General features: G+C 61.1%; 25 protein-coding genes and 1 pseudogene. 18 read left to right on the top strand and 8 right to left on the bottom strand.

The genetic code is table 11. From position 1 onward, the window contains the following. Nucleotides 1–129: 129 nt before the first annotated feature. The 4 genes from U0004_RS27105 (at nucleotide 130) to U0004_RS27090 (ending at nucleotide 3,505) form a co-directional block, all read left to right on the top strand. The gene (locus tag U0004_RS27105) at nucleotides 130–690 is read left to right on the top strand and encodes a DUF2889 domain-containing protein (RefSeq protein ID WP_070254657.1); all 561 of its coding nucleotides are present in this window, start codon (nucleotides 130–132) and stop codon (nucleotides 688–690) included. Nucleotides 691–762: 72 nt separating this feature from the next. Then, complete coding sequence (sucC, locus tag U0004_RS27100; RefSeq protein WP_034788653.1) at nucleotides 763–1,932, top strand: ADP-forming succinate--CoA ligase subunit beta; 1,170 nt, start codon at nucleotides 763–765, stop codon at nucleotides 1,930–1,932. 13 nt (nucleotides 1,933–1,945) lie between these two features. Continuing rightward, the gene (gene sucD / locus U0004_RS27095; RefSeq protein WP_034746085.1) at nucleotides 1,946–2,827 is read left to right on the top strand and encodes a succinate--CoA ligase subunit alpha; all 882 of its coding nucleotides are present in this window, start codon (nucleotides 1,946–1,948) and stop codon (nucleotides 2,825–2,827) included. Between the two features lie 213 nt (nucleotides 2,828–3,040). Then, complete coding sequence (locus U0004_RS27090; protein ID WP_081345545.1) at nucleotides 3,041–3,505, top strand: pilin; 465 nt, start codon at nucleotides 3,041–3,043, stop codon at nucleotides 3,503–3,505. Between the two features lie 21 nt (nucleotides 3,506–3,526). Here the strand turns inward: U0004_RS27090 and U0004_RS27085 are convergent, their stop codons facing one another. Further along, nucleotides 3,527–4,249 (bottom strand): flagellar brake protein, encoded by a 723-nt coding sequence (locus U0004_RS27085; RefSeq protein WP_070254655.1) that lies wholly within the window; start codon nucleotides 4,247–4,249, stop codon nucleotides 3,527–3,529. A 163-nt stretch (nucleotides 4,250–4,412) separates the two neighbouring features. Between U0004_RS27085 and U0004_RS27080 the strand changes: the two genes are divergently transcribed. Continuing rightward, entirely contained in the window at nucleotides 4,413–4,793 is a 381-nt protein-coding gene (locus tag U0004_RS27080; protein WP_070254654.1) for a DUF6713 family protein, read from the top strand. Here U0004_RS27080 and U0004_RS27075 read toward each other — a convergent pair. After that, nucleotides 4,794–4,991: pseudogene (locus U0004_RS27075) on the bottom strand (cyclic pyranopterin monophosphate synthase MoaC); the annotation flags it as partial. Nucleotides 4,992–5,492: 501 nt separating this feature from the next. Between U0004_RS27075 and U0004_RS27070 the strand changes: the two are divergent. Then, complete coding sequence (locus U0004_RS27070) at nucleotides 5,493–6,413, top strand: sialate O-acetylesterase (protein WP_167468699.1); 921 nt, start codon at nucleotides 5,493–5,495, stop codon at nucleotides 6,411–6,413. A gap of 171 nt (nucleotides 6,414–6,584) precedes the next feature. On the opposite strand, the gene moaC is transcribed toward U0004_RS27070, so the two are convergent. Beyond that, a complete protein-coding gene (gene moaC, locus U0004_RS27065; protein WP_034780632.1) occupies nucleotides 6,585–7,091 on the bottom strand; it encodes a cyclic pyranopterin monophosphate synthase MoaC in 507 nt (168 codons plus the stop codon). A gap of 196 nt (nucleotides 7,092–7,287) precedes the next feature. Here moaC and U0004_RS27060 point away from each other — a divergent pair, with 196 nt between their 5' ends. Next, nucleotides 7,288–8,877 carry a beta-barrel assembly-enhancing protease gene (locus U0004_RS27060; RefSeq protein WP_070254652.1) on the top strand — a complete coding sequence of 530 codons (1,590 nt, stop codon included), beginning with the start codon at nucleotides 7,288–7,290 and terminating at the stop codon, nucleotides 8,875–8,877. 3 nt (nucleotides 8,878–8,880) lie between these two features. Here U0004_RS27060 and U0004_RS27055 read toward each other — a convergent pair whose 3' ends face one another. The 4 genes from U0004_RS27055 to U0004_RS27040 all read right to left on the bottom strand — a co-directional run bounded on the left by U0004_RS27055 (nucleotide 8,881) and on the right by U0004_RS27040 (nucleotide 11,195). Next, nucleotides 8,881–9,471, bottom strand: coding sequence for a DUF2946 family protein (locus U0004_RS27055; RefSeq protein ID WP_070254651.1), 591 nt, complete (start codon nucleotides 9,469–9,471; stop codon nucleotides 8,881–8,883). Next, nucleotides 9,464–10,501: a YheT family hydrolase gene (locus U0004_RS27050; protein ID WP_070254650.1), complete on the bottom strand. Its 1,038-nt coding sequence runs from the start codon at nucleotides 10,499–10,501 to the stop codon at nucleotides 9,464–9,466. The genes U0004_RS27055 and U0004_RS27050 overlap by 8 nt, the downstream gene beginning before the upstream one ends. Then, the gene (locus U0004_RS27045; RefSeq protein ID WP_034746103.1) at nucleotides 10,501–10,926 is read right to left on the bottom strand and encodes a YybH family protein; all 426 of its coding nucleotides are present in this window, start codon (nucleotides 10,924–10,926) and stop codon (nucleotides 10,501–10,503) included. The genes U0004_RS27050 and U0004_RS27045 overlap by 1 nt, the downstream gene beginning before the upstream one ends. 74 nt (nucleotides 10,927–11,000) lie before the next feature. Then, entirely contained in the window at nucleotides 11,001–11,195 is a 195-nt protein-coding gene (locus U0004_RS27040) for a zinc-finger domain-containing protein (protein ID WP_034780619.1), read from the bottom strand. Between the two features lie 258 nt (nucleotides 11,196–11,453). On the opposite strand from U0004_RS27040, the gene U0004_RS27035 reads away from it, so the two are divergent. The 11 genes from U0004_RS27035 (at nucleotide 11,454) to U0004_RS26985 (ending at nucleotide 22,673) form a co-directional block, all read left to right on the top strand. Next, nucleotides 11,454–12,188 (top strand): AzlC family ABC transporter permease, encoded by a 735-nt coding sequence (locus U0004_RS27035; RefSeq protein WP_070254649.1) that lies wholly within the window; start codon nucleotides 11,454–11,456, stop codon nucleotides 12,186–12,188. Then, the gene (locus U0004_RS27030; protein WP_034780613.1) at nucleotides 12,181–12,531 is read left to right on the top strand and encodes an AzlD domain-containing protein; all 351 of its coding nucleotides are present in this window, start codon (nucleotides 12,181–12,183) and stop codon (nucleotides 12,529–12,531) included. Before U0004_RS27035 ends, U0004_RS27030 begins: the two co-directional genes overlap by 8 nt. Before the next feature lie 77 nt (nucleotides 12,532–12,608). Next, entirely contained in the window at nucleotides 12,609–13,820 is a 1,212-nt protein-coding gene (locus tag U0004_RS27025) for a phosphoglycerate kinase (protein WP_070254648.1), read from the top strand. A gap of 112 nt (nucleotides 13,821–13,932) precedes the next feature. Beyond that, complete coding sequence (gene pyk, locus U0004_RS27020; RefSeq protein WP_046684386.1) at nucleotides 13,933–15,381, top strand: pyruvate kinase; 1,449 nt, start codon at nucleotides 13,933–13,935, stop codon at nucleotides 15,379–15,381. A gap of 82 nt (nucleotides 15,382–15,463) precedes the next feature. Next, complete coding sequence (gene fba, locus U0004_RS27015; RefSeq protein WP_010401625.1) at nucleotides 15,464–16,528, top strand: class II fructose-bisphosphate aldolase; 1,065 nt, start codon at nucleotides 15,464–15,466, stop codon at nucleotides 16,526–16,528. A gap of 104 nt (nucleotides 16,529–16,632) precedes the next feature. Further along, nucleotides 16,633–17,526: a phosphoribosylaminoimidazolesuccinocarboxamide synthase gene (locus U0004_RS27010; protein WP_070254647.1), complete on the top strand. Its 894-nt coding sequence runs from the start codon at nucleotides 16,633–16,635 to the stop codon at nucleotides 17,524–17,526. A gap of 1 nt (nucleotide 17,527) precedes the next feature. Further along, the gene (purE, locus tag U0004_RS27005) at nucleotides 17,528–18,025 is read left to right on the top strand and encodes a 5-(carboxyamino)imidazole ribonucleotide mutase (RefSeq protein WP_070254646.1); all 498 of its coding nucleotides are present in this window, start codon (nucleotides 17,528–17,530) and stop codon (nucleotides 18,023–18,025) included. Nucleotides 18,026–18,040: 15 nt separating this feature from the next. Further along, complete coding sequence (locus U0004_RS27000) at nucleotides 18,041–19,237, top strand: 5-(carboxyamino)imidazole ribonucleotide synthase (RefSeq protein WP_070254645.1); 1,197 nt, start codon at nucleotides 18,041–18,043, stop codon at nucleotides 19,235–19,237. Next, entirely contained in the window at nucleotides 19,234–20,256 is a 1,023-nt protein-coding gene (locus tag U0004_RS26995) for an L-threonylcarbamoyladenylate synthase (protein WP_070254644.1), read from the top strand. Before U0004_RS27000 ends, U0004_RS26995 begins: the two co-directional genes overlap by 4 nt. A gap of 239 nt (nucleotides 20,257–20,495) precedes the next feature. Beyond that, nucleotides 20,496–21,887, top strand: coding sequence for an SGNH/GDSL hydrolase family protein (locus U0004_RS26990; protein ID WP_070254643.1), 1,392 nt, complete (start codon nucleotides 20,496–20,498; stop codon nucleotides 21,885–21,887). A gap of 99 nt (nucleotides 21,888–21,986) precedes the next feature. Next, a complete protein-coding gene (locus U0004_RS26985; RefSeq protein ID WP_070254642.1) occupies nucleotides 21,987–22,673 on the top strand; it encodes an OmpW/AlkL family protein in 687 nt (228 codons plus the stop codon). A 39-nt stretch (nucleotides 22,674–22,712) separates the two neighbouring features. Here U0004_RS26985 and U0004_RS26980 read toward each other — a convergent pair whose 3' ends face one another. Then, nucleotides 22,713–23,219, bottom strand: coding sequence for a flavin reductase family protein (locus tag U0004_RS26980; protein WP_034780584.1), 507 nt, complete (start codon nucleotides 23,217–23,219; stop codon nucleotides 22,713–22,715). Between the last annotated feature and the right edge of the window lie 31 nt (nucleotides 23,220–23,250).

Below are 23,250 nucleotides of genomic sequence, written 5' to 3'. Positions count from 1 at the left end.
CCAGTGTGCTACACTTTTAGGGTTTTTGCGGCGCCGCAGGTGCGGTTGCTGTTCGTAGAAGCTGCGAACAGAGTGCTTTAGGCACATGGCTGCTTACTAAATTATGGCCGCGCAAGCGGCATCGGTCTTATGCCCCTGTCAACTCCCGTATCCCGGCGCGCCCTACGGCACTCCCGTGTTATCGACGTCCAAGCGTATGTGCGCGACGACGGCCTGTGGGATATTGACGCCCATATCACCGATATCAAAAGCTATGACGCGACCCTGGCCTCCGGCCCCCGTCCCGCCGGCGCCCCTCTGCATGACCTCCATTTACGTATTACCGTCGATCGCGAACTGACCATTGTCGAGGCCGAGGCCGCCTCCGATGCCGTACCCTATCCCGGTTTTTGCGATACCATCGGCCCCGCTTACAGGGCGCTGATCGGTCTGAATTTATTGAAGAATTTCCGCCGCGACTTGAAACAGCGCCTGGCGGGAATCGCCGGCTGTACCCATTTGACCGAACTGGCGCAAGTCTTGCCGACTGCGACGGTTCAGGCATTTGCCGGCGATGTCTGGTCGACCCGTGACGGTGCGAATGCTGACTTATCGCATGAAAAGCCGTTTCAACTCGACAAATGCCACGCCCTGCGCACGGATGGCGGGGCAGTTGCACAGTATTACCCGCGCTGGGTAGCCAAGCCGTGACCCCGGCGCTTTCCTGTTTTTTTTGCACCACTAACCGTATTTTTACACATCAGTATCAGAAGGGAAGCCAGCATGAAAATCCATGAGTATCAAGCCAAAGAAATCCTCCGGCAATTCGGAGTGACGGTACCACGCGGTATTCCGTGCATGTCCGTCGAAGAAGCCGTCAAGGCTGCGGAAACCCTGGGCGGCCCGGTGTGGGTTGTCAAGGCGCAGATCCACGCAGGTGGCCGCGGCAAGGGCGGCGGCGTGAAAGTGGCAAAATCGATGGAACAGGTCAAGGAATACGCTGACCAGATCATGGGCATGCAGCTGATCACGCATCAGACCAGCGCCGAAGGCCAGAAAGTCAACCGCCTGCTGGTGGAAGAAGGCGCCGACATCAAACAGGAACTGTACGTTTCGCTGGTCACCGACCGCGTCACCCAGAAAATCGTCCTGATGGCATCGTCCGAAGGCGGCATGGACATCGAAGAAGTGGCCGAGAGCCACCCAGAGAAGATCCACCACGTCACCATCGAGCCGAGCGTTGGCCTGACCGATGCCCAGGCAGACGACATCGCGACCAAAATCGGCGTGCCTGCCGGTTCCATCGTCGACGCCCGCGTCAACCTGCAAGGCCTGTACAAAGCATACTGGGAAACCGATTGCTCGCTGGCCGAAATCAATCCGCTGATCGTCACCGGCAGCGGCAAGGTCATCGCTCTGGACGCCAAGTTCAACTTTGACCCGAACGCCCTGTTCCGTCATCCGGAAATCATCGCCCTGCGCGACCTGGACGAAGAAGATCCAGCTGAAATCGAAGCGTCGAAATTCGACCTGGCCTACATCTCGCTCGACGGCAACATCGGTTGCCTGGTGAACGGCGCCGGCCTGGCCATGGCCACCATGGACACGATCAAACTGTTCGGCGGCGAGCCAGCCAACTTCCTGGACGTCGGCGGCGGCGCCACGGCAGAAAAAGTGACCGAAGCGTTCAAGATCATGCTGAAAAACCCAGGCCTGAAAGCCATCCTGGTGAACATTTTCGGCGGCATCATGCGTTGCGACGTGATCGCTGAAGGCGTTATCGCCGCAGTGAAAGCCGTCTCGCTGAACGTGCCGCTGGTCGTGCGCATGAAGGGCACCAACGAAGACCTGGGCAAAAAGATGCTGGCCGATTCCGGTCTGCCTATCATCGCAGCCGACACCATGGAAGATGCAGCCAAGAGCGTCGTTGCCGCTGCTGCCGGTCAAGCTTAATTAAGGAATCAACATGTCCATTCTGATCAATAAAGATACCAAAGTCGTTACCCAAGGGATCACCGGCAAGACCGGCCAGTTCCACACCCGCGGTTGCCGCGACTACGCGAACGGCAAAGCTGCCTTCGTGGCAGGCGTGAACCCGAAGAAAGCCGGCGAAGATTTCGAAGGCATTCCTATTTTCGCTAACGTTACCGAAGCGAAAAAAGAAACCGGCGCCAATGTTTCCGTGATCTACGTACCGCCAGCAGGCGCGGCAGCGGCGATCTGGGAAGCTGTCGAAGCTGAAATGGATCTGGCCATTTGCATCACCGAAGGCATTCCTGTGCGTGACATGATGGCCCTGAAAGACCGCATGGCTAAAGCCAACAGCAAAACCTTGCTGCTGGGCCCTAACTGCCCAGGCTTGATCACGCCAGACGAAATCAAGATCGGCATCATGCCAGGCCACATCCATAAAAAAGGCCGTATCGGCGTGGTGTCGCGTTCGGGCACCCTGACCTATGAAGCAGTGGGTCAGCTGACCGCGCTGGGCCTGGGCCAATCGTCGGCAGTCGGCATCGGCGGCGACCCGATCAACGGTCTGAAGCACATCGACATCATGAAGATGTTCAATGATGATCCAGATACCGACGCGGTCATCATGATCGGCGAAATCGGCGGTCCGGACGAAGCCAACGCGGCTTATTGGATCAAAGACAACATGAAAAAACCGGTCGTCGGCTTCATCGCTGGCGTAACCGCTCCTCCAGGCAAGCGCATGGGCCACGCCGGCGCGCTGATCTCGGGCGGTGCCGATACGGCACAAGCCAAGCTGGAAATCATGGAAGCTTGCGGCATCACCGTGACCAAAAACCCGTCGGAAATGGCGCGTCTGCTGAAAGCCATGCTGTAATTCCAGCCTGGTCATAGCAGTACAAAAAAGGAGCTTCGGCTCCTTTTTTTTGTCCGCAAGACAGGCCGATTCCCGGCCCGGGGGGACGGCGCTGGTCGGATACGGCCCAAATGCGTCGCTTTTCTTTCCACGTGCGCCGCCGCTGCCCGGGCGCGCCGCTGGCATGGCGCTTGCACCATGCACGGCGTGAGCAACGCACAATGGGAGGATACGATGCGCGCGCAAAGCGGATTTACCCTGATAGAGCTGATGATCGTGGTGGCCATCGCCGGCATCCTGGCGGCCGTGGCCATTCCCCAATATGGCGACTACACGATGCGGGCCAAGGTCAGCAATGTGCTGGCGGCCGCTGCCCCCTTGAAAACGGCCGTGGCCCTGTGCGTGCAGGAAAACGGCGGGCTGGCTACCGCCTGCAGCACCCCCACCCAGGCCGTGCCCAGCGCCATCCCCGTGTTCAGTGCCACGCGCGAAGTGGCCAGCGCCACAGTGGACAAGGGCGATATCGTGCTGACCCTGGCGTCCGACCTGGGCACGGGTATCGGTGGACAAACCGTGACGATGACCATGAAGTCGGGGACGAGCAGCCTGACCTGGTTCAATAGCACCACCGTGACGAATCCGGCGGCGAAGGAAGCGATTACCAAAAACAACATTCCCGAGGTGACGCCGACGCTGTAAGTGGCGCCTGCCGCGCCAGCGTCAGACGATTTTTTGCCGGTCCGCGATCAGCGCTTCATAGGTGAGGTTTTGCAGCAGGGTGTAGTGGGTCGGTTCCAGATCGATGAATTGCACGCCATACGTATAGATTTCCGCCACGCCGGCGGCATGGCCATTCGACGGTTTGCCCACGCTGACGTTCTGGATGCGGGCGCGCGTGTTGACGCGCATCTGGTGCTTGTTCGGCTGCACCAGCAGGGTAAAGCTCAGTGCCACGCCTTCGTCATCGGGCGTGAGCATGCTGGGCGCCTCGATCAGCGCGCCCGAGACGCTGAGGTTGACGATGAACACGGGCACGGCCGCCACGTCGCGATAGCTGAGCTGCGCCGGAATTTCCACTTTCACGCGCATGGCTGTGCGCAGGCTGGTGCCCTGGATGGCGTCGGGAAAGCTCAGGTGGACATAATTGAGGGGGCGGCCAAAGATGCGCAGCACGCTGCAGGAAAACGAACAGACGGTGACGCCGGAAAATACGCGGATGGTCAGCTTGTCACCTTCGTTGAGGACGATGGACGCGCCGTTTTCCATGGGAATCTTGACGATCAGGTACTCGTCTTTCACATAGCCGATCACGGTCGAGAAATGCTGGATGGGTTTGATGGTGCGGTGCGTGATGAACTGGATGCGTCCCCCCACCTGCAGATTCATGGCCTCGAATTCGAAGTCCTGGAGCTTGCTTTCCGCGGCGGGCTTGTTGCTTGTCATGCGATGCTCATCTGGATATGGACGACTCGCAGTATGCATGATTTCTTGATGAAAAAGCATTTATATCAATGAAATTCATATTGGCATCGAAAAATGCCATGCGCAGGTGCAGGTACGCGGTTCAGGCTTTACAATTGCGTCAATATTGACGAACGTAAACCTTATGCAACGCAGCTACTTCTGGACCATGTTGTTCCTGATCCTGCATCAAATCGACGCTGCCTACTGGAAAGAGTGGGAGATGTTTCATGTGCCGGGCGGCGTGCAGGGTTTTCTCGTGTTTAACCTGGCGGCGATTGCCGTGGTGCTGGCCGGTTACCGGCATGTGTTGCTGAACACCAGACACGCGTCCCGCTATGCGGCAGTATGCGCCGTGCTGGGGGTGGGAACGTGTCTGATCCACGCGGGCTTTGCGCTGGCGGGGCTGGAACAGTTCCACTTACCCCTGTCCGTGGCCGTCATCGCGCTATGCCTGCTGTGTGGCGCCTGGCTGCTGCGCGACTTGCGCCGCGTCAAGCTCCATCCTGCGCGCCAGGCAAAATAATCACACCTCGGCGTGCCAATCGCCCGACTTGCCGCCATGCTTTTCCAGCACGCGCACATTCGTCATGACCATGCCCCGGTCGACGGCCTTGCACATGTCGTAGATCGTCAACAAGCCGATCTGCACGGAAGTGAGCGCTTCCATTTCCACGCCCGTCTTGCCTGTGATATTCACCTTGACGCTTAAAGGTACTGAGTGCCAGGTACGCTTGGCAGACTATGTATATAGCATCTTTTTGTTTTCCTGCCATAGATTTCCGATTCATGAAGTGTACTGATTCATGTATTGATGACGGCTTTTGGTCAATGCCTTGTTGGTGATTTGAAGTTGTTGCTGATGCAGTGGATTATCAGCTATTCGCAGCCGCTGCCTTGCTTATCAAGTGCGTAACAAGTCTGCAAGTCTGCAAGTCCCACCCTTCCTGCTTATTACTTGCCACCTTCTATTCTATTGCTGTTTTAGTATTTTTCATGGATTCATGTGAAGACAGCAATGCCATTTTTTCCTATAAGACATATCTTTCGATTTTTCTCAATAACGAGCGTTTTTTTATTCGATATATTTCATTGAGTGTTGTTAGTGCTTTCTGAGATGTATGAGCAATATCCCCTTCATCCATGCTGCATGGAAGATGACCTGAATGTGGACGCCTGCGAACACCGTATGCGCCAGACGTGATGTTTTTCTATGGATGTCAACATGACTTCAATGATGAAAAATCTTCGTTTGTTTAAGTATCTTCTCGGGCTATCTTGTATTTTGGTAATTGCCGCATGCGGCGGCGGTACTGGCAGTGCGCCTGACGCACCTGTAATTATTCCCGTTACCCCCGTCACCCCCGTTCCGCCTGTCACGCCGGTCACGCCGGTGATCCCGGTTACCCCGGTCATCCCAGTCACCCCGGTCCCACCAATCATCCCAGTCATTCCCGTCACCCCCGTTATTCCTGATCCCTTGCCCGAACTACGAATTTTGGTCATCGGTCAATCGATATCGTCGAATTGCAATGAACATGTTTATCCTGCTGTGGATAATGTATTGCAGGTTGGTAAAGATGGCGTGATAAAAATCGCAAGCGATCCCTTTGAGTGGGCCGATTGTAAGAATGGATCAATGTGGATGCCGCTGGGGAAAAAGCTGATTGGAGCCGGTATCGCGCGTAAAGTGATTTTCATGCCGATCGGCGTGGGGGGAACCAAAGTGTCGGATTGGCAGGCAGGTGGCGTGGCATTTGGAAAACTCAACAGTGCAATCGGATTAATCCAGGCGCAAGAAATTAAATTTGATTTTGCGTTTTGGCACCAGGGTTCCTCGGATTTTGGTACAGATAAGGATTTATATGTGCGACGATTGGGTGAGGTAATTGACTACGTCAATAGTAAAGTCAAGGTAAACCGCTGGATGATTGCCGTTCATTCGCGTTGCGGGATGGCATATGACCGTAATATCGAGTCTGCTCAATTAGTATTTGGCAATGCTCCTCATTTGAAGCGTTATCCTGGACCAAACACTAATTTGCTGGGTGATGAGTACAGGTTTGATGCTTGTCATTTCACCGAAAAAGGACAAGAAAGAATGGCGTCGATGTGGCTCGATTCGGTGAAAGCTGCTCTTGAATGACATCTGCATGAAGGCAGCGCCCCTGTGCCCTTAGCCAGGCGATACACGCCATGGCGTTAGTGGTCCTGGCTCTTTTCATGGGAAGTGCCATGCATCTGCCTGCGTGCATCTGGCCGCCAAGCTAACGCCTTGACGGTGCTGCGTACTCAACTCGTGGCTTGCCGCTGGGACTCACACGGCCGCAGTCCAATCGCCCGACTTGCCGCCATGCTTTTCCAGCACGCGCACATTCGTCATGACCATGCCCCGGTCGACGGCCTTGCACATGTCGTAGATCGTCAATAAACCGATCTGCACGGAAGTGAGCGCTTCCATTTCCACGCCCGTCTTGCCCGTCGTGTCGACTTGGGCGCGGCAGTGCACGCTGTTGGCCGCTTCGTCCACTTCAAAATCGACGGTGACGCGCGTCAGGGCCAGCGGGTGGCACAGGGGAATCAGGTCGCTGGTGCGTTTGGCGCCCATGATGGCGGCGATGCGGGCGATGCCCAGCACGTCGCCTTTCTTGGCGGTGCCGGAAATAATCAATGCCAGGGTGGCGGGCTGCATGCGGATGGTGCCGGCGGCCACGGCGCTACGGCGCGTGTCTTCCTTGCTGCCCACGTCCACCATATGGGCCTGGCCCGTGGCGTCGAAATGGGTCAGTTCCCCGGCGGGGGCTTGCTTGTCTGCTGTTGTCATGGCGTCAAAATAGGTGAGGGGTGGGGGCGCGGCACGCCGGACCACGACGTCATGCCACTGGCATGGCGCATGCTTGGTGCGTGGGAATGGGGGCCGCGAACAAGGTATGATAGCACCCGTGAATTCAAAAACTTCCCTTCCGATCGTCCTTGAAAACGCCGCTGCGGCATGGCTGCGCGGCTCACGGCGCGCGTCGGTGCTGGCCGCCCTCTGTTTCGCTGCGCCCTGTGCGCTGGCGCAAACCTATACCTCCGCGCCAGCGGCGCCGGCTGCCAGCGTGTCCGCCAAGCCGGCCAGCAGCTGGACGCCGCTGGCCGTGCCGCCGGCGCCGAACCTGCCGAACCTGGGCGACACGTCGCGCGAAGACCTGTCGCCGGCGATGGAGCGCAAGATCGGCGAGGAAATCATGCGCGGCATCCGCGGCGACCGCGACTACCTCGACGATGCGCCCTTGCTGGAATACCTGAATACCTTCGGCAACGCCCTCGTGGCGGCGCGCCCCAGCGTGCGCGGCGAAACGAATTACGACTATTTCTTCTTTGCCGTGCGCGACCCTCAGCTGAACGCGTTTGCCTTGCCGGGCGGCTTCATCGGCGTGCACTCGGCCCTGGTGCTGGCGGCGCAAACGGAGGCGGAACTGGCTTCCGTGCTGTCGCACGAGATCGGCCATGTGGCGCAGCGCCATATCGCGCGCATGCTGGGCCAGCAGCGCCAGGATGCCCTGATGCCGCTGGCGGCCATGCTGCTGGCGGCGCTCGCTTCACGGGCAGGCGGCGACGTGGCGATGGGCGTGTTTGCCGCCGGCCAGGGCCTGGCCATCCAGCGCCAGCTCAATTTTGGCCGCGACGCCGAACGCGAGGCGGACCGCATCGGCTTCCAGATCATGGGCGAGGCCGGTTTCGATACCACCGGCATGGTGGCCTTCTTCGGCCGCATGCAGGCGGCCAGCCGCTCTTACAGCGACCTGATGCCCGCCTACCTGCAGACCCACCCGCTGACGACGGAACGCATCGCCGACATCCAGGCGCGCATCCGCGAACAGCCCTACAAGCAGCGTGCGGACAGCCTGAGTTTTCACCTGGCCCGGGCCCGCGCCCGCGTGCTGCAGGATGAAAGCGTGCAAGGCCTGTTGAACGCCAAGGCCGTCTTCAAGACGCAGCTGGAACAGCAAAGCCGCTTCCAGGTGACGGCCGCCCACTATGGCTTGTCTTTCGTTGCCGTCAAGCAGGGCAAGCCGGCGGAGGCGCAAAAGGAACTCGATGCGGCCAATGCGGCCCTGCACCAGCCGGCCGGGCCGAACGTGTTTACCTCGGGCGGCACGCAGGACCCCAATTCCCTGCTGGCGGCGATGGCGCTGGAAGTGCTGTTGATGCCGGCGCAAAAGAAGGAAGTGGCGCAACAGGCCCTGAAGGCGGCGGACGCTGCGCGCCAGCAGTTTCCTCTCTCGCGCGGCATTGCCCACCAGTATGCGGAAGCGCTGATGGCTGCCGGCAAGCTGGAGCAATCCACCCTGTATCTGCGCGAGCAGGTGCAGCTCTACAAGGAAGAGCCGGAACTCTACGATTTATTGGCGAAAGCCTATGCGGACCAGGGCAAGATGACCTTGCAGCACATGGCGCTGGCCGAATCCTACGTGCTGCAGGGCGCCACCATGGCCGCGCTGGACCAGCTGACGATCGCCCGCAAGTCGACGGACGCGACTTTTTATGACCAGGCCGTGATCGATGCGCGCGAGCGCGAGCTGCAGGAAAAGCGCCGCGAACAGATCAAGGACCAGAAGGGCTGACTCTTATTCGGCTTGCGGCGCCTGCTGGAAGCCGAAGGTCTGCGGTACGCTGGCATAGGCCAGCGGCTGCACGGCAATCTCCTTGCCGTTATGCAATAACATCAAATTGCCTTGCGCATCTTCCAGCCAGGCCAGCAGCGCTTCGTCGCCCACCGCTTGCCCGTCGAGGCGCAGCGCGGGCAGCACCTGGGCCATGTCGCGGTCATCGACCTGCGCGACGATGTCGCCGTGGCGCAGGATCAGCGCGCCGTTATCGCACCAATACGCTTGCTCGATCTGTTCCAGAGGCGCACCCGTCTGCAAGACAAAACCGTGCTGCGGGTCGCTGCGGGCGATATACGGCGTCGCTTCCAGATTCAGATACACGCGCTGTGGGCCGTTCTGGAAAAACCAGCAACCGCGTTCGTCATGATCGTAATTGCGGTTGATAAATCCCAACAGGGCCACGTGGGCGATCTTGTCGCCTGGCAGTTGTTGCTGTTGCGCATGCTGGTCGCGCATGCGCCAGTGGCCGCGCGCGTCCAGGCCCAGCCAGCCGTAGCAGTGGGGCACGTTCGGCCATTTGGCCAGGGCCTGCTTGACGAGTTCATCCATGTGTAGCGTTTTCCGTGTGAGTGCGCGTGCCGTCAGCGTGACAGGTTTGCGGTGCCGATGGCGCCGTGTTGCCGCCTTCAAAAAAATGGATCAGGCGTTGCGGCAGCCAGCGTGTGCTTCCCGGCAACTTGCCAGCGGCAAAGCCGACGTGGCCGCCGTGGCGCGGATATTCGAGCGTGACCTGCGGCGCGGCGCTGCGCGGCAAGAAGCGCCCGGGCAGGAAGGGGTCATTTTGCGCATTCAGCACCAGGGTCGGCACGGTGATGTCGTGCAAGACGTGCTTGGCGCTGGCGCGGTGCCAGTAATCGTCGGCGTCGCGGTAGCCGTGCAGGGGCGCCGTGACGACATTGTCGAAGGCGTGCAAGTCGCGCGCGGCCAGCATGGCGTCGCGCGCGAACAGGCCGGGATACTGTTCCAGCTTGGCCAGGCATTTCGGTTTGAGCGTGTTCAGGAACATGCGCGTGTAGAGCCGGTTGGCGCCGGAGGACAGGGCCTTGCCCCCTTGCGCCAGGTCCAGCGGGGCGGACACGGCCGCCGCCGCATCGATGAAATCGGCCTGGTGCTGCGACTGGCCCAGCCAGCACAGCAGGGCATTGCCGCCCAGCGACGCGCCGGCCGCGTAAAATTTTCCCGTGGCGCGCGGGCGCAGCGTGCGCACGACCCAGTCCACTTCCTGTGCGTCGCCCGAATGGTAGAAGCGTGGCGCCAGGTTCGCTTCGCCCGAGCAGCCGCGAAAATGCGGCACGGCGCCCGACCAGCCGCGCGCCGCCACCTCGGCCATCAGGGCGCGCGCGTAATGGCTGTTCGACGAGCCTTCCAGGCCGTGGAACAGCACCACGAAGGGCTGGCCCGGCTGGCCATCGACCAGGTCGACGTCGACGAAGTCGCCATCGGGCGCTTGCCAGCGTTCACGGCGGAAGGCCACGGCCGGCTTGGCGAGGCACACGGCCGGATAAATCGTCTGCGCGTGGCCGCCAGGCAGCCAGAGCGGGGCGGTGTAGGGGGCGTTGTAGATAAGAGGCAAAGACATCAGTGCAGGATCTGCGTCCCTGCGGCGTCGGCCGGTGCGCCGCCGGGGGCGATGGAGGCGTGGTGCAGCACGATGCGCCAGCCGCGCGGCGTTTTTACATACACATTCGTGGCCAGCAGATGCGCCGGACCGCCTTCTTCCTGGGTGACGCCTTCGATCACCGTGTGCACTGAACTCATCAGATTGTGCGTTTCATGCAGCTGCGCCGGCACGATGTGCAGGCCGCCGCCGGCCAAAATGGTTTCCCACGAGGCGCGGATGGCGGCGTGGCCGATCAGGCGCGCGCCGCCCGGGTGGATGCAGACGATCTCTTCATCGTCGGCCCATAGCGCCATCAGCGCTTCGAGGTCGGCGCGGTGCAAGGCATCGTAGAACGCCGCTTCGACTTCGGCGGCGCTGCCATTGAGTTCTTTCAGACGTTTCATGACGACTCCGGCTTGATCGGTACAGCTAGCTGTGTAAATGAAAACGGCGCGCTGGGGGCGCGCCGCTGGGCAGTTTAATGATGGCCGGCGCTGGCGCCTTCCTTCAGGGTGTAGGCCGTGCCGCAGTAAGGGCACTTGGCGATACCGTCCTTGTTGAATTCCAGGAACACACGCGGATGCGACGACCACAGCGGCATGGCCGGGTTAGGGCAGTGGGCTGGCAGGTCTTTACTGTCGAGTTCGACCGCTGGCTGGGTGGTTTTTGTCATCTTGTCATGCTCCGTGAGGCTGTATGGAAGGAAGTCGGCTGCTGCCAAAACCACGATTTTAACGGATTCAGGCAGACAGCAAAAATCATGGCTAAAATGGCGGCTCGATCATCTTCGGCTGCGGCGCGGGTTTTTGCGGAAATATGGCAGCTGCAGCGCCACACTGACTGGATTTGCCTTGCCGGTATCGCCGTTGCGGAGTCTTTCTCCGCGCACCATTGTTGTGCAGTTACCACAATACGCCTGCAGGAGCATCGTGTGAACGCCGTCCCGGCCGCCAGCGACGATGCCCTGCTGAAAGACGCCTGGCGCGCCGGGCTGAACCTGGGTGCGCCCACCCTGCTGGGCATCGCCGCCTGGGGCATGGTGGTGGGCGTGGCCATGGTGAAAAGCGGCCTGACTGTCGCGCAGGCGGGGGCCATGACCCTGTTTGTCTTTGCCGGTTCGGCCCAGCTCGCGTCCTTGCCGCTGCTGGCCGCGCAGGCGCCCGTGTGGGTGATCTTTGCCACGGCCCTCGTCGTTAATTTGCGTTTTGTCATCTTTTCCGTGCTGCTGGCCCCCCATTTTTCCCATCTGCCGTGGCGCCAGCGCTTTGCGCTCGGCTATGTGGCGGGCGACATCACCGTGGGCCTGTTCCTGCAGCGCTACCCCCATGAAACGCCGGACCCGGCCAAGCTGCCTTTCCTGAAAGGCTTGATCTATCCCAACTGGCTGGCCTGGCAAATCGGTTCCTTCATCGGCATCGTGCTGGGCGCCGTCGTGCCGGCCGAATGGGGGCTGGGCTTTGCCGGCACCCTGGCGATCCTGTGCGTGACGGTGCCGCTGATCCTCAGCCGCGCCGCCCTGTGCGGCGTGCTGGTGGCGGGCACGGTGGCCGTGCTGGCCTACGGCCTGCCCTATAAGCTGGGCTTGCTGGTGGCCGTGGTGGTGGGCATGGTCAGCGCCATGGCCGTGGAAGAGTTGACAGAAAAATGGACAAAACGCCATGTTTGACGGCATAGACTGGGGCAGGGCCGACGTGTGGATCGCCATCGCCGTGCTGGTAGTGGCGACAGCCGCCACGCGCAGCACCTTCTGGCTGATCGGTCATCACATCACCATTCCGCGCCGCGTGGGCGAGATGCTGCGCTATGCGCCGGCCTGCGCGCTGGCGGCCATCATCGCGCCCGACATGCTGATGGAGGGGCAGCAAGTGCACCTTGAATTGTCCAATTTGAAACTGTTATCCGGTATTGCCGCCACGCTCTTTTTTGTGATCCGCCGCAATATGCTGCAAACCATCGTGTTTGGCATGCTGGTTTTCACGGGCTTGCGACTGTTGCACGTTTTTCAGTAAAGCAGGACAAATCGGGGATTTGCGCTGGGCATTGCGGTAAAATAGCGCACTTCCTTCCACTCGTCATCTGGATCGCCATGTCAGCTGTTCTCAACTTCATTCGTCTGCAAGATTTGATCGCCCAAAATGCACTGCAAGGCAAGCGCGTGTTTATCCGCGCCGACCTGAACGTCCCGCAAGATGACAGTGGCAAGATCACCGAAGATACGCGCATCCGCGCCTCGGTGCCGGCCATCCGCGCCGCGCTGGACGCTGGCGCCGCCGTCATGGTGACGTCGCACCTGGGCCGTCCGACGGAAGGCGAGTTCAAGCCGGCCGACAGCCTGGCGCCCGTGGCCGCCCGCTTGTCCGAGCTGCTGGGCCAGGAAGTTGCATTGAAACAAAACTGGGTCGATGGCACCGGCCTGGAATCCCTGGCTGCCGGCCAGGTCGTCCTGCTGGAAAACGTGCGCGTCAACAAGGGCGAAAAGAAAAACAGCGATGAGCTGGCGCAAAAAATGGCGAAATTGTGCGATATCTACGTCAACGACGCGTTCGGCACGGCCCACCGCGCGGAAGCGTCCACGCACGGCATCGCCAAGTTTGCCCCCGTCGCATGCGCCGGCCCGCTGCTGGCCGCCGAGCTGGATGCACTGGGGAAAGCTTTGCACGCGCCCGCCCGCCCATTGCTGGCTATCGTTGCTGGTTCGAAAGTATCGAGCAAGCTGACCATTTTGAAAGCCCTGTCCGACAAGGTCGATAACCTGATCGTCGGCGGCGGCATCGCCAACACCTTCATGAAGGCCGTCGGCTTGAATGTCGGCAAGTCGCTGGTGGAAGCGGAACTCGTCGAGGAAGCCAAGGCCATCATCGAGATCATGGCCAAGCGCGGCGCGCAAGTGCCGATTCCTGTCGATGTCGTGTGCGCCAAGGAATTCTCGCCTGCGGCCGTTGCCACCGTCAAGGACGTGGCCGACGTGGCGGACGACGACATGATCCTCGATATCGGCCCGAAAACGGCGGCCCTGCTGGCACAGCAGATCGCCGCCGCCGGCACCATCGTCTGGAACGGCCCGGTCGGCGTGTTCGAATTCGACCAGTTCGGCAACGGCACCAAGACCCTGGCCCTGGCCATCGCCGATTCGAAAGCATTCTCCATCGCTGGCGGTGGCGACACCCTGGCGGCGATTGCCAAATATGACATTACCGATAAAATCAGCTATATCTCGACGGGCGGCGGCGCTTTCCTGGAGTTCCTGGAAGGCAAGACTTTGCCCGCAGTAGAAATTCTCATGCAACGTGCTGGCTGATAAAGCCTGACTGTAGTGCAATACCAAGCGCAGCCTGACCGCTGCGCTTTTACCTTGCCGGATGCAGCATCGAGCCGGCCTTGCTCACCTTCGCTCGCGCACAAGGACTCCTATGCCACGCGGTACAAAAATCGTAGCAACAATCGGCCCTGCCTCCACCGACTTCGATATCCTGGTGAAGATGATACGTGCGGGTGTCGACGTGGTGCGTTTGAATTTTTCCCATGGCAAGGCGCAAGACCATATCGACCGCGCGGCGCTGGTGCGTCTGGCGGCGGCCGAGTGCGGGCGCGAAGTGGCCATCATGGCCGACATGCAAGGGCCGAAGATTCGCGTCGGCAAGTTTGAAAACACGCGCATTCAGCTGGAAGCGGGAGAGCGCTTCATCCTCGACGCCAAGTGGGGCGAAAACGGCGAACTGGGCAACCAGGAGCGCGTCGGCCTCGACTACAAGGCCCTGCCGCGCGATTTGCACAAGGGCGACGTGCTGCTGCTGAACGACGGCCTCATCGTGCTGATCGTCGAGCGCATCCACGGCAGCGAAATCCACACCACCGTCAAGATCGGCGGCGAGTTGTCGAACAACAAGGGCATCAATCGCCAGGGCGGCGGCCTGTCCGCGCCCGCGCTGACGGCCAAGGATATGGAAGATATCAAGACGGCCATGAGTTTCCAGGCCGACTATCTGGCCATTTCCTTCCCAAAATGCGCGACCGACATGGAAATGGCGCGCCAGCTGGCCAATATCGCCGGCGAACCGTACCACCACAAGCCGATGATGATCGCCAAGATCGAGCGCGCGGAAGCCATTCCCGCGCTGCAGGAAATTCTCGACGCCTCCGATGGCATCATGGTGGCGCGGGGCGACCTGGCCGTGGAAGTGGGCAATGCGGCCGTGCCGGCCTTGCAGAAGCGCATGATCAAGATGGCGCGCGCGTCGAACAAGCTGGCCATCACGGCCACGCAGATGATGGAATCGATGATCGTCAACGCCGTGCCGACGCGCGCGGAAGTGTCCGACGTGGCCAATGCCGTGCTCGATGGCACGGACGCCGTCATGACGTCGGCCGAAACGGCCTCGGGCAAGTACCCGATCGAGACGGTGGAAATGATGGCCGCCATCTGCGTGGAAGCGGAACAGTCCGAATACAACAAGCTCGATGCCGATTTCCTCAACGTCACATTTACCCGCATCGACCAGTCGATCGCCTACGGTGCGCTGTTTACGGCCCACCACTTGCGCGTCAAAGCCATCGTGGCGCTGACGGAATCCGGTTCCACCGCCTTGTGGATGAGCCGCCACAGTATCGATACGCCGATCTATGCGCTCACGCCCAGCGTGACGACTTTGCGCAAAGCCGCGCTGTACCGCAATGTTCGGGCGTATCATCTGATGCAGAACGCCCCCAGCGCGCAAGTGCTGAAGCAGGCGGAAGAGCTGCTGGTGGCGCAGGGCATCGTCCGCAAGGGCGACATGATCGTCGTCACCTGGGGCGAGCCGATGGGCCAGGTGGGCGGCACGAATGCCTTGAAGATTGTGAAGGTAGGCGAATTCGACTAAGGTCCAAGAATTCAGGCGCCGGCGCGGTTATTGACCACCGCGAAGCGCCGCAACGGTTTCTATTGTTATCTGGAGTATTACCATGTCTCTCGTATCCATGCGTCAACTGCTGGACCATGCCGCCGAAAACGGTTATGGCATTCCTGCTTTCAACGTCAACAACCTGGAGCAAGTGCAAGCCATCATGGCTGCCGCCGATGCGCTCAACAGCCCGGTGATCATGCAAGCGTCCGCTGGCGCGCGCAAGTACGCCGGTGAAGCGTTCCTGCGCCACCTGATCGACGCCGCCGTCGAAGCGTATCCGCACATCCCTGTCGTCATGCACCAGGATCACGGCCAGTCGCCGGCCGTCTGCATGGCTGCCATCCGTTCGGGTTTCACGTCCGTCATGATGGACGGTTCGCTGGAAGCGGACGGCAAGTCGGTCGCATCGTACGAATACAACGTGGAAGTGTCGCGTGAAGTGGTGAAATTCTCGCACGCCATCGGCGTGACGGTGGAAGCGGAACTGGGCGTGCTCGGTTCGCTGGAAACCATGAAGGGCGACAAGGAAGACGGCCACGGCGCCGACGGCACCATGACCCGCGAGCAACTGCTGACGGACGTGGCACAAGCGGCCGACTTCGTGCAGCGCACCCAGTGCGACGCCCTGGCGATCGCCATCGGCACCTCGCATGGCGCCTACAAATTCACGCGCAAGCCAACGGGCGACATCCTGGCCATCGACCGCATCAAGGAAATCCACGCGCGCATCCCGAACACCCACCTGGTGATGCACGGTTCCTCGTCGGTACCGCAGGAATTGCTGGCCATCATCCGCGAATTCGGCGGCGACATGAAGGAAACCTACGGCGTGCCCGTCGAGGAAATCCAGGAAGGCATCCGTCACGGCGTGCGCAAGATCAACATCGACACCGACATCCGCCTGGCGATGACGGCCGCGATCCGCAAGTACCTGTTCGAGAATCCGTCGAAATTCGACCCGCGCGACTTCCTGAAGCCAGCCCGCACCGCCGCCGAGCAAATCGTGCGCGCGCGCATGCAGGCTTTCGGCTGCGAAGGCCAGGCGTCGAAAATCAAGGTCATCACGATGGAAAAAATGGCCGAGCGCTACAAGGCCGGCGAGCTGTCGCAAATTGTGAAGTAAAATTCTGTCTGGAACGGGCCGGATGCAATGCTCCGTGCCCGATTTTCTCGACCGGCGGGCATCCCCTGCCTGCCGGTTTCGTTTCATCCAACTATTCCCCCGCTATGAACAGCCTCTATCAGACTTCCATCCACTCCCTGCCATTGCTGGGCCACGGCAAGGTCCGCGACAACTACGCCGTTGGCGACGACAAGATCTTGATCGTCACCACGGACCGCCTGTCGGCCTTCGATGTCGTCATGAACGAGCCTATCCCCGGCAAGGGCAAGGTTCTCAACCAGATGAGCGACTTCTGGTTCGAGAAACTGGGCCATATCGTGCCGAACCACCTGACCGGCGTGGCGCCGGAATCCGTGGTGGCGCCCGAGGAAGTGGAGCAAGTCAAGGGCCGCGCCGTGGTGGCCAAGCGCTTGAAACCGATCATGGTCGAGGCAGTCGTGCGCGGCTACATCATCGGTTCGGGCTGGAAAGATTACCAGGACACGGGCAGCATCTGCGGCATCGCCTTGCCAGCCGGTCTGCAGCAAGCGGAAAAACTGCCGGAACCGATCTTCACCCCGGCCGCGAAGGCCGAACTGGGCGAGCATGATGAAAACATCAGCTTTGCTGAAATGGAAGAGCGCATCGGCGCCGACCTGGCCGCCAAGATGCGCGACATCGCCATTGCCCTGTACAAGACCGCCGCTGAATACGCTGCCACGCGCGGCATCATCATCGCCGACACCAAGTTTGAATTCGGCCTGGACGACAATGGCGTCATGCATCTGATGGATGAAGTGCTGACGGCCGATTCGTCGCGCTTCTGGCCTGCCGATTCGTATCAGCCTGGCATTTCGCCACCGTCGTTCGACAAGCAATTCGTGCGAGACTACCTGGAAACCCTGACCTGGGGCAAGACCGCACCGGCGCCAGCCCTGCCGGCCGACGTCATCGAAAAAACCCAGGCCAAGTATTTCGAAGCCATCGAACGCCTGACGGGCGAGAAGCTGAAGGCCTGAGATGAGCGAGCAAAATAAGCCGCTGGTCGGCGTCATCATGGGTTCGTCCTCGGACTGGGAAGTGATGCAGAACGCGGTTGCCATCCTGAAACAGTTCGGCGTGCCGTACGAAGCGCAAGTCATTTCCGCGCACCGCATGCCCGACGAAATGTATGCGTACGCGAAAAGCGCGCGCGCGCGCGGCTTGCGCGCCATCATCGCCGGCGCCGGCGGCGCGGCACACCTGCCTGGCATGGTGGCCGCGATGACCATCGTCCCGGTACTGGGCGTGCCTGTGCCATCGAAATACTTGCGTGGCGAAGATTCCATGCTGTCGATCCTGCAAATGCCCAAGGGCGTGCCGGTAGCCACCTTCGCCATCGGCGAAGCGGGCGCGGCAAATGCGGCGCTGACGGCGGTGGCGATGCTCGCGGCCAATGACGACGCCCTGGCCGAAAAGCTGGAAGTCTTCCGTACCACGCAAACGGCCGCCGCCAAGGCCATGGTCTTGCCTGAATAATGTGTTTGAAAAATAATGAATAGTAAATCGACTTCCCCATTGCTGCCCGCCGCTCATCCACCGGCGTGGCTGGGCGTGATGGGCGGCGGCCAGCTCGGCCGCATGTTTGCCCAGGCCGCCCAGAGCATGGGCTACCAGGTAGCTGTACTGGAACCGTCCGATGCCTGCCCTGCGGGGCAGGTGGCGCAGCGCCTCGTCAATGCCGGTTATGACGATGTGGCGGGTCTCGACGCCCTGGCGGCACAATGCCTGGCCGTCACCACGGAATTCGAAAACGTGCCGGCCGACAGCCTGTCGCGCCTGGCCAACCACGTCTTCGTGGCGCCGGATGCCCACGGCGTGTCGGTGGCGCAGGACCGCATCGCGGAAAAGCGTTTCTTTGTCGACTGTGCGGGCAAGTCGGGCGTGCTGCCGGCGCCGCACATGGTCATCGCCACGCAGGACGACATCGATGCCATCGGCGACGACTTGCTGCCGGGCATACTGAAAACCGTGCGCATGGGCTATGACGGCAAGGGCCAGTTCCGTGTGCGCACGCGCGACGATGTGCGCGCCGCCTTCGCGGAAATGGGACAAGTAACTTGCCTGCTGGAAAAGATGCTGCCGCTGGCGTATGAAGTGTCCGTGTTGACGGCGCGCGGCGTGGACGGCGAATCGGTCGTGTATCCGATCGCCGAAAACGTGCACCGTGACGGCGTGCTGTTTACCACCACCGTGCCGGGCCCGAACGTGTCGGACGACTGTGCCGCCAAGGCGCAGCGGGCGGCGCAAGCCATGGTTGCCGAACTCGGCTACGTTGGCGTGTTGTGCATCGAATTTTTCGTGCTGGAAGATGGCAGCCTGGTGGTCAATGAAATGGCACCGCGTCCCCACAACAGCGGACACTACACGATGGACGCTTGCGTCACCAGCCAGTTCGCGCAGCAGGTGCGGGCCATGGCGCGTCTGCCGCTGGGCGACGTGCGCCAGCATTCGCCGGCCGTGATGCTCAACATCCTCGGCGACGCCTGGTTTGCCGACGGCAGCGATGTTGCCTGCGAACCGGCGTGGGACCAGGTGCTGGCGCTGCCGGGTGCCTGTTTGCACCTGTATGGCAAGGATGACCCGCGCCGTGGCCGCAAGATGGGCCATCTGACCCTGATCGCCGCCACCTTGTCGCAAGCGCAGCAGCGCCTGCATGACGCTTGCCTGATCCTGGGAATCGCGCCGTGAGCGTGCCCGCACAAGACCTGGCAGCGGCCGCTGCCGTGCTGGAGGCGGGCGGCCTAGTCGCTTTCCCGACGGAAACGGTGTATGGCCTGGGCGCCGATGCGGAAAACCCGGCCGCCGTGGCACGCATCTATGAAGCCAAGGGCCGTCCATCGGACCATCCCGTGATCGTACACGTGGCGCCTGGCGCCGACCTGGCGCACTGGTCCGACGACATTCCCGTGGAAGCGCAGCAACTGGTGGCTTCCTTCTGGCCTGGTCCGCTGACCCTGATCGTCAAGCGCGCCGCGCATATCCCCGACGCCGTTTCCGGCGGCCAGGACACGGTGGGTTTGCGCTGCCCATCGCATCCGGTGGCTATCGCATTGCTACGCACCTTCAAGGGCGGCAACGGCGGCCTGGCGGCGCCGTCGGCGAACAAGTTCGGCAATGTCAGCCCGACCACGGCGCAACATGTGCGCGATGAATTCGCGGCGGAACTCGATAGCGGCTTGCTGGGCCTGGTACTCGATGGCGGGCAGAGCGACGTGGGCATCGAGTCGACCATCGTCGACCTGTCGCGCCTGGCCACACACGGTCCCGTGCTGTTGCGTCCCGGCCATATCAGCAGCGAGCAGATCGCTGCCGTCATTGGCCGCGCACCGGCCGTGGCGGACGCAGCTGCGCCGCGCGCCTCGGGCACCCTGGAATCGCACTACGCGCCGCACACGCCTGTTGCGATGCAACACAGCGACGACGTGGGCGCTACCTTGAACCGCCTGCTCAATGACGGGCGCCGCGTGGCCCTGATCCACTACTCGGATCTGCCGCCGGCCAGCGCCAGCGTGCGCCTGGCGGCGATCCCGGAAAATTACGCACATGCGCTGTATGCCTCGCTGCGCACGATGGACCAGGTCGGTGCCGAGCTGATACTCGTCGAAGCACCGCCCACCGGCCCCGCGTGGCTGGGCGTGAATGACCGCTTGCGGCGTGCCGCGTTCGGCTCAAGTGGTATCTTGCAGCAATTCCTGTCCCCATCATAAAAAGCCCCGCAAGGGGCTTTTTCTTGATGCAGCGCAATAGAGATGCTTGCCACGAAACATAGTAAATCCTCCATAATTCAGCGGATCGCCCGGTTGTGACAGGGCACCGGCGGTGTTGTTATTCCGTTGATTTTTAAAACATATTTTCTATACAAGCCTGAGGAACGATGGCATATTAGTTGGGTAGCGAATAGCACGCCCGTTCGTTTAGAAACCAGAAAAAAGACCGAGGAGACAAAATGCATCAAACAAAATTCGCGCTGGCCGTGCTGGCTGCGGCTGTCCTGGCAGGTTGCGGCGGTGCCAGTGGCGGTGATCAAACCTTGAAAGTCAAATACACGGCGCAGGTGTCGTTCGGCGACAGCCTGTCCGACGTCGGCTCGTATGCCGTGGGTACGGTGGCGGCGAAAGGTGGCGGCAAGTTCACCATCAATGGCGACAATACCAAGATCAATCCTGAACTGACGGGCAAGAACTGGACCGAGCACCTGGCCGCGCAATTCGGCCTGGCCGCGCCATGTGCTGCCGAGACTGGGTTGGAAGGCAATGCGGCGCAGGGCTTGGCCGTTGCCCGCGTCAAGCATGCAGGCTGTTTCGGCTACGCCATGGGTGGTTCGCGCGTGACCAATCCGGTTGGCCCGAATAACAAGGCGACGGGCAGTCCGCTGGGCGCCCTGACCGTGCCCGTGGTGACGCAGATCGCGAACCACCTGGCTGTTTCCGGCGGCAAGTTCAGCGGCACGGAAGCCGTTTTCGTGATGGCAGGCGGCAATGACGTGCTGTATCAGCTGGGCGCATTGCAAACGGGCGCGACTGCCGCTGGCCAGGCTGCTGGCGCGGCCGCTGGCGCCCAGGCCTTCGCCACCAACCTGACCATGGCCCTGGCGGCCGGCGCCACCAACCCTGCCACGGCAGCGGCTGCCATCGGCGCCGCCGTCAAGACGGCCAGCATGGCGACTGGCTCCACACCCACAACCGTCGTGGCCGCCGCCGTGCAAGCTGCTGTCATTGCCGGTAATACGGCCGTCGCTTCGCCTGCCGTATATGGTCCGCTGGTCGCCAAGGCGCAAGCCGATGCGACGGTGACGGGCAATGCTGCCGGCGCCAAGGCTGGCGCCGATTACGCTGCGGCTCAGGGGCCTTTGCTGGTTGCCGCCATGAAACAGGCTGGTAGCGAACTGGTGGCGCTGGTCAAGGACCAGGTCATTGCCAAGGGCGCCAACTATGTGGTGGTCAACAACCTGCCGGACGTGGCCGGTACGCCATCGGGCTTGAGCAAGGATGCCAACACCAAGGCGCTCATCAATGCCATGGTCAGCGCCTTCAATGGCGAACTGAGCGCCGGCTTGAACGGCAATGCGAAAGTCTTGCTGGTCGACGTGTTTGCCGTCAGCCATGACCAGGGCACCAATCCTGGCCCGTATGGATTGACCAACGTCAGCGAGACGGCATGCGACCTGAGCGCGCCGGGCAATATCCTGGGCAGCTCGCTGGTCTGCAATGGCTCGAACCTGAAAGCGGGCGACGTCAGCCACTACTCGTATGCCGACGATGTGCACCCTACGCCGTTCAACAACCTGTTGCTGGCCCGTTATGTGGCCAAGGACATGGTCGTGCGGGGCTGGCTGTAAGGGATGGCCGCACCGGCTGTGCCTGGGAGGCGCGGCCGGTGCCGGCAGCGACAAGACTCGAAAGCGGAACACTTCGCACATATTGAATCAGGAGACAAGATGAAGAATCGTTTGAATACCGCTGTACGCGTGCTGGCCGCGGCAGCCGCGATGGCCATGGCGACGGGCGCTTCGGCGCAAAGCGCAGGCACCTGGATGGCCAAGGCTGGCCTCAACAAGATCACGCCGCACGTGGACAGTGGCGACATTTCCGCGCCGGCACTGCCGGGCACCAAGGCTGACGTCAAGGCGGATACCAAGCCCATCCTGACCTTTGCCTACATGATCACGGACAATGTTTCCGCTGAAATGATCCTGGGCGTGCCGTACAAGCATGACTTGATCGGTGACGGTTCCATCAAGGGCACGGGCAAGCTGGGGACGGCGGAAGCCTTGCCGCCGACGGCCTTCATCCAGTACCGTTTCTTCCAGCCGAATGCGATGATCCGCCCTTACGTGGGCGCGGGCTTGACGTATGCATATTTCCAAAAGGAAAAAGGCTCGGGCCAGATGACGGCCTTGCTGGATCCGGGTGGGAAACCAGTGACCTACCGCATGGACAACAAGCTGGCAGGCAGCCTGGTGGTCGGCAGCACCTTGTCCATCAATGAGCGCTGGTTTGCCGACGTGGCCGTGGTCAAGACCTACCTGAAAACCAGGGCGAAATTCTCGACGGGGCAGACGCAGGATATCAAGCTCGACCCGGTTGCGGTGAGTGTCAGCATCGGGTACAAATTTACCCTGTAAAACAAAAAATCCGCCTCGGCGGATTTTTTTTTGTCCCGCTCAGGCTGGCGGTGTATTGAACTTTCCATTGTGGAAGATCAAGGGCGGCTGCGCGGCAAACGCGCATTGTTCCACTTCACCCACGAAAATGACGTGGTCGCCTTCCGGATAGCGGCTGCGGTTATGGCATTCGAACCAGGCCGATGCGCCTTTCAGGATGGGCTGGCCCGTGCGCGACAGTTCGTATTCCACGTCGTCGAAGGGATTGGGCGTGCGGCGTGAAAAGCGCTGCGCCAGTTCCGCCTGGTCGGCGCCCAGCACATTGATGACGTAGTGCGAGTTGCCGCTGAAAATGGGCATGCTGTTCGCCACGGAACCGAGGCTCCATAGCACCAGGGGCGGCGACAGCGAGACGGAATTGAAGGAACTGGCCGTCAAGCCCCGGAAACTGCCATCGGCCAGGCGCGTCGTAATGACCGTCACGCCGGTGGCAAACTGCGACAGTGCCTGACGGAAATGTGTCGTATCGAATTCTTGCGCTGGCGCGCGGGGAGAGCGTGTGTTCATGGGTGACCTGTCTATTTGCTGACATTATGCC

The sequence above is a fragment of the Janthinobacterium lividum genome, from assembly GCF_034424625.1.
In the GTDB taxonomy this organism is placed as follows: domain Bacteria; phylum Pseudomonadota; class Gammaproteobacteria; order Burkholderiales; family Burkholderiaceae_D; genus Janthinobacterium; species Janthinobacterium lividum.
This window is presented reverse-complemented; position numbering and strand designations above follow the sequence as displayed.